Below are 5,075 nucleotides of genomic sequence, written 5' to 3'. Positions count from 1 at the left end.
GCCGATGTCGCCGACGACGCCATGTGGGCCGGCATCGCCGCCGCCGCCCGGGGCGCGGCGAGCGGCAAGGGCCGCCTCACCGACATCTCGCACGCGGTGGAGACCGCTGTGCGCAAGGGCGGTCGGTACGGCATCGTCGACGGTTACGGCGGGCACGGCATCGGGACCGAGATGCATCAGGACCCGCACGTGCTCAACCACGGCCGGCCGGGCAAGGGCCCGCGTCTGGTTCCCGGGATGGCGCTGGCGATCGAGCCGATGATCACCATGGCGTCGCCGCGTACCGTCGAGTTGGCCGACGGGTGGACGGTCGTCACCCGGGACGGCTCGGTGGCCGCGCACGTCGAGCACTCGATGGCGTTGCTGCCGGACGGGGTCTGGGTGCTCACCGCCTTCGACGGAGGCCGCGCCCGCCTGGGCGACCTGGTGACCGCCCGCCAACCTGCCGCCTCAACAACCCCCTAACCCTCCCAGGGTCCTCGTTCCGCCCGTTGAGCATGAAGTTGTTGCCCCGACACGCCGGTGAGACTGGCAACAACTTCATGATCGACCAGGGTCGGGGGTCGGGCGGACTGGCGCGACGGTGGCATGCTTGCCGGCATGGACGGGCGCGACGGGATGCGAGCCGCTGACTCGGACCGTGCGGCGGTGGCCGACCGGTTGCGGGTCGCCCTCGAGGAGGGCCGGCTGGACCTGCACGAGTACGACGAGCGGTTGCAGCGGGCCTACGCCGCACGCACGTACGCCGACCTGAAGGTCCTGCTCGCCGACCTGCCGCCGGTGACGCCGGCGCAGCGGTCGGGTCTGGCGCCGGCGACCGCCCCGACCGTGGGCCTGCTGGGTGACCAGCCCGGTCAGACGGCCACCCGGGGTGCCACCGCCCGCTGGTTGGCCGAGGTGTGGTTCCCGTACCTGCGGGTGATTGCCATCGTGGTGACCATCTGGGCGGTGGCGTCACTGCTCAGCCAGGACCTGCAGCACTTCTGGCCGGCCTGGGTGGCCGGGCCGTGGGGCGCGGTGCTGGTGATCCGCACCGTCACGGGACTGGCCGGGGGAGAGCCCCGGCGCGAGGCCATCAAGCGGCAGCGCCGCCAGGAACGCAAACAGGCAAAGCGCGCCATCAACCCCGACACCCCCCAATAACCCCGGCCCCCCGGCTCGGCTCCCACTCTTCCCGCGTTGATCATGAAGTTACTGCCACCGGCACCGGCGATTCGTGGCAACAACTTCATGATCAACGGAACTGGGGATGGGAGCCGTGGGGGCGACGCGCGGGGTGGGGGGTGGCCGGTTTGGCGGCGGACTGCAGGCCGGCGTACACTTTCAGATCGGCGCACAGCGTCCACTCCGGCATGCCCACCCTGCGCTTCGGTGGGAGCTGGAGCCGCGGCTGGCGCGGGCTTCTGATTCTGATCAGATTTCCGTGTAAGACGTTGTGGGCCGCCCGGAGCAATCGACGTCAGGACAGCGGAGGACATGCCGAAAAAAGACGGAGCCATTGAGATCGAGGGTCGGGTCATCGAGCCCCTGCCGAACGCCATGTTCCGGGTGGAGCTCGCGAACGGCCACAAGGTGTTGGCTCACATCAGCGGCAAGATGCGGCAGCACTACATCCGCATCCTTCCGGAGGACCGGGTCGTCGTCGAACTTTCGCCGTACGACCTGACCCGCGGGCGCATCGTCTACCGCTACAAGTAGTCCTGACGACGGCCGGGAAGTCCCGTGTCCGTCTTCGACGTCCGGTGTCGCGCAACGCGCGTCCCCGGGCCAGATGGGAAGTAAGGCAACCGTGAAGGTCAAGCCGAGCGTCAAGAGGATCTGCAACAAGTGCCGGGTTATCCGCCGGCACGGCCGGGTCATGGTCATCTGCAGCGACCCGCGCCACAAGCAGCGCCAGGGCTGACTCAGCCCGTCCGGCCGGAGCACGGCCGGGTGGCGTTGGTCCCGGCAGATCCCCAGCGACACACACATCACACATGCTCGTCCCAGCCGCGAGCGGTACGCGATGCGTACTCCCTCGTGGCTGACCCCCGGTCGGAGGCCGGGGCCCGCTTGGGCAGCGACCGATCCCGGTCGCCGGCGCTGATCGCGTCGGAAGGACGGGACGGCCGGTAGCGGGGTGGGACGGGTCCACACCTCCGCCACACATCACGAGGAGTACGCCCGCACATGGCACGTCTAGTCGGCGTGGATCTCCCCCGCGAAAAGCGGTTGGAGATCGCGCTCACCTACATCTTCGGGGTCGGTCGCACCCGCGCCCTGGAGACGCTCGCCGCCACCGGCATCTCGCCGGACAAGCGCGCTCGGGACCTCACGGACGAGGAGCTCGTGCAGCTCCGCGACCACATCGAGGGCAACTACAAGGTTGAAGGCGACCTGCGCCGCGAGGTCGCCGCTGACATCCGCCGCAAGGTCGAGATCGGCTGCTACGCCGGCATCCGGCACCGCCGGGGCCTGCCCGTGCGTGGCCAGCGGACCAAGACCAACGCCCGGACCCGCAAGGGCCCGAAGCGGACCGTCGCCGGCAAGAAGAAGCCCGGCAAGAAGTAGTTCTTAACCGGATGACGGGGTCGGTCGCCGCCGAGGCGGGCCAGTCCGCAACCCAGTCCGGAAAGTCAACTAGGAGCGCACAGACTTATGCCACCGAAGGCTCGTGCCGGAGCCGCTGTAAAGAAGGTCCGGCGCAAGGAACGCAAGAACGTCGCCCACGGGCAGGCGCACATCAAGAGCACGTTCAACAACACCATCGTGTCCATCACGGACCCGACCGGTGCGGTCATCTCCTGGGCCTCCGCCGGCCAGGTCGGCTTCAAGGGCTCCCGCAAGTCGACTCCGTTCGCCGCGCAGCTGGCCGCCGAGGCTGCCGCGCGTCGCGCCATGGAGCACGGCATGCGCAAGGTCGACGTGTTCGTCAAGGGCCCCGGCTCCGGCCGGGAAACCGCCATCCGTTCGCTGCAGGCAGTGGGCCTTGAGGTCGGGCAGATCGCCGACGTCACCCCGCAGCCGCACAACGGGTGCCGTCCGCCGAAGCGTCGCCGGGTCTGAGAGGTAGAGAGAGATGGCTCGTTACACCGGTGCAGACTGCCGCCGTTGCCGGCGGGAGAAGATGAAGCTGTTCCTCAAGGGCAGCAAGTGCGATGGTCCGAAGTGCCCGTTCGAGTCCCGGCCGTTCCCGCCCGGGCAGCACGGCCGCGGCCGCACGAAGGAGACGGAGTACCTGCTCCAGCTCCGCGAGAAGCAGAAGGCCCGCCGCGTCTACGGCGTGCTGGAGAAGCAGTTCCGCGGTTACTACGAGGAAGCCGTCGGCAAGCAGGCCAAGACCGGTGAGGTCCTCCTGCAGATCCTCGAGTCGCGGCTGGACAACGTCGTTTACCGGGCCGGCTTCGCCCACTCGCGGGACATGGCCCGCCAGCTGGTCAAGCACGGTCACTTCACGGTGAACGGCAAGAAGGTCGACATCCCGTCGTACCGCGTCAAGGAGCACGACATCATCGAGGTTCGGGGCAAGAGCAAGGAGCTCACCCCGTTCATCGTCGCGCAGGCTCAGGCCGGCTCGAAGACGGTTCCGGCGTGGCTTGAGGCCATCCCGAGCCAGATGAAGGTGCTCGTGCACTCCCTCCCGGCCCGGCAGGTCATCGACACGCAGGTCCAGGAGCAGTTGATCGTCGAGCTCTACTCCAAGTAGTCGGGCTCGTTGCGGTGGCCCGCCCGCTTGGGCGGGCCACCGGAACAGTTTGTGTCGTGGGCGTCAAATAGCGGGCGTCCCGGAAGAGAAGAGAAAAGATGCTCATCAGCCAGCGACCCTCCCTCTCCGAGGAGTCGATCAACGAGACCCGGTCGCGGTTCGCCATCGAGCCGCTGGAGCCGGGCTTCGGCTACACCCTGGGCAACTCGCTGCGGCGTACGCTGCTGTCGTCGATCCCGGGCGCGGCCGTCACCTCGATCAAGATCGACGGTGTGCTGCACGAGTTCACCACGATCCCCGGTGTCAAGGAGGACGTGGTCGAGCTCGTCATGAACATCAAGGAGCTGTGCGTCAGCTCCGAGCACGACGAGCCGGTCAGCATGTACCTGCGTAAGCAGGGCCCGGGCGACGTGACGGCGGGCGACATCCAGCCGCCGGCCGGCGTCTCGGTGCACAACCCGGATCTGAAGCTCGCCACCCTGAACGGCAAGGGCCGGCTCGACATGGAGCTGACCGTCGAGCGGGGCCGGGGCTACGTGACGGCGGCGCAGAACAAGCAGTCCGGCGCCGAGATCGGCCGCATCCCGGTCGACTCGATCTACTCGCCGGTGCTGAAGGTGACCTACCGCGTCGAGGCGACCCGTGTCGAGCAGCGCACCGACTTCGACCGGCTGATCATCGACGTCGAGACCAAGCCGTCGATGGGCCCGCGTACCGCGCTGGCCTCCGCCGGTTCGACGCTGGTGGAGCTGTTCGGGCTCGCCCGGGAGCTGGACGAGACCGCCGAGGGCATCGACATCGGGCCGTCCCCGCAGGACGCCCAGCTGGCGGCGGACCTCGCTCTGCCGATCGAGGAGCTGGACCTCACCGTCCGCTCCTACAACTGCCTCAAGCGCGAGGGCATCAACTCCGTTGGTGAGCTCATCGGGCGTACCGAGGCCGACCTCCTCGACATCCGCAACTTCGGTCAGAAGTCGATCGACGAGGTCAAGATGAAGCTCGCCGGGATGGGTCTCGGGCTGAAGGACTCGGCTCCGAACTTTGACCCGGCGCACGTCGTGGACACCTTCGGCGAGGCCGACTACGACACCGACGACTACCGCGAGACCGAGCAGCTCTAGTCCGCGCTGCCGCCACAACTGAGGAGCACCAAAAATGCCCACGCCCACCAAGGGCCCCCGCCTCGGCGGCAGCCCCTCGCACGAGCGGCTGATGCTCGCCAACCTGGCGACCGCGCTGTTCCAGCACGGCAAGATCCAGACCACCGAGACGAAGGCCCGGCGGCTGCGCCCGCTGGCCGAGCAGCTCATCACCAAGGCCAAGCGCGGTGACCTCGCCTCGCGGCGTCGGGTGCTGGGTGTCGTCAAGGACAAGGACGTCGTCTACGCCC

The 5,075-nt window shown here is 68.5% G+C and carries 9 protein-coding genes; all 9 read left to right on the top strand.

What is annotated here, in order from left to right; translation table 11 throughout:
* On the top strand, positions 1-465 hold a 465-nt coding region (locus tag KBX53_RS21740; protein ID WP_210861293.1), incomplete at its 5' end, for a M24 family metallopeptidase.
* 135 nt (positions 466-600) lie between these two features.
* Positions 601-1,143 carry a DUF1707 domain-containing protein gene (locus KBX53_RS21735; RefSeq protein WP_209444510.1) on the top strand — a complete coding sequence of 181 codons (543 nt, stop codon included), beginning with the start codon at positions 601-603 and terminating at the stop codon, positions 1,141-1,143.
* A 333-nt stretch (positions 1,144-1,476) separates the two neighbouring features.
* Positions 1,477-1,698: a translation initiation factor IF-1 gene (gene infA / locus KBX53_RS21730; protein WP_007073013.1), complete on the top strand. Its 222-nt coding sequence runs from the start codon at positions 1,477-1,479 to the stop codon at positions 1,696-1,698.
* 91 nt (positions 1,699-1,789) lie between these two features.
* On the top strand, positions 1,790-1,903 hold the full coding sequence (gene rpmJ, locus KBX53_RS21725) for a 50S ribosomal protein L36 (RefSeq protein WP_043965539.1): 114 nt from the start codon (positions 1,790-1,792) through the stop codon (positions 1,901-1,903).
* Between the two features lie 266 nt (positions 1,904-2,169).
* Entirely contained in the window at positions 2,170-2,550 is a 381-nt protein-coding gene (gene rpsM / locus KBX53_RS21720; protein WP_030329917.1) for a 30S ribosomal protein S13, read from the top strand.
* A gap of 87 nt (positions 2,551-2,637) precedes the next feature.
* Entirely contained in the window at positions 2,638-3,045 is a 408-nt protein-coding gene (gene rpsK / locus KBX53_RS21715; RefSeq protein WP_030329919.1) for a 30S ribosomal protein S11, read from the top strand.
* Positions 3,046-3,058: 13 nt separating this feature from the next.
* The gene (rpsD, locus tag KBX53_RS21710; RefSeq protein WP_030329921.1) at positions 3,059-3,685 is read left to right on the top strand and encodes a 30S ribosomal protein S4; all 627 of its coding nucleotides are present in this window, start codon (positions 3,059-3,061) and stop codon (positions 3,683-3,685) included.
* A 98-nt stretch (positions 3,686-3,783) separates the two neighbouring features.
* The gene (locus KBX53_RS21705; RefSeq protein WP_007465227.1) at positions 3,784-4,806 is read left to right on the top strand and encodes a DNA-directed RNA polymerase subunit alpha; all 1,023 of its coding nucleotides are present in this window, start codon (positions 3,784-3,786) and stop codon (positions 4,804-4,806) included.
* Between the two features lie 34 nt (positions 4,807-4,840).
* The coding region (locus KBX53_RS21700; protein ID WP_247676004.1) for a bL17 family ribosomal protein at positions 4,841-5,075 on the top strand (235 nt) is incomplete at its 3' end.

Origin of the sequence: Micromonospora sp. M51, from assembly GCF_018070305.1 — a bacterium.
GTDB lineage: Bacteria > Actinomycetota > Actinomycetes > Mycobacteriales > Micromonosporaceae > Micromonospora > Micromonospora parva.
The sequence above is the reverse complement of the archived record's forward strand: the minus strand, read 5'-3'. Positions and strand labels throughout refer to the sequence as shown.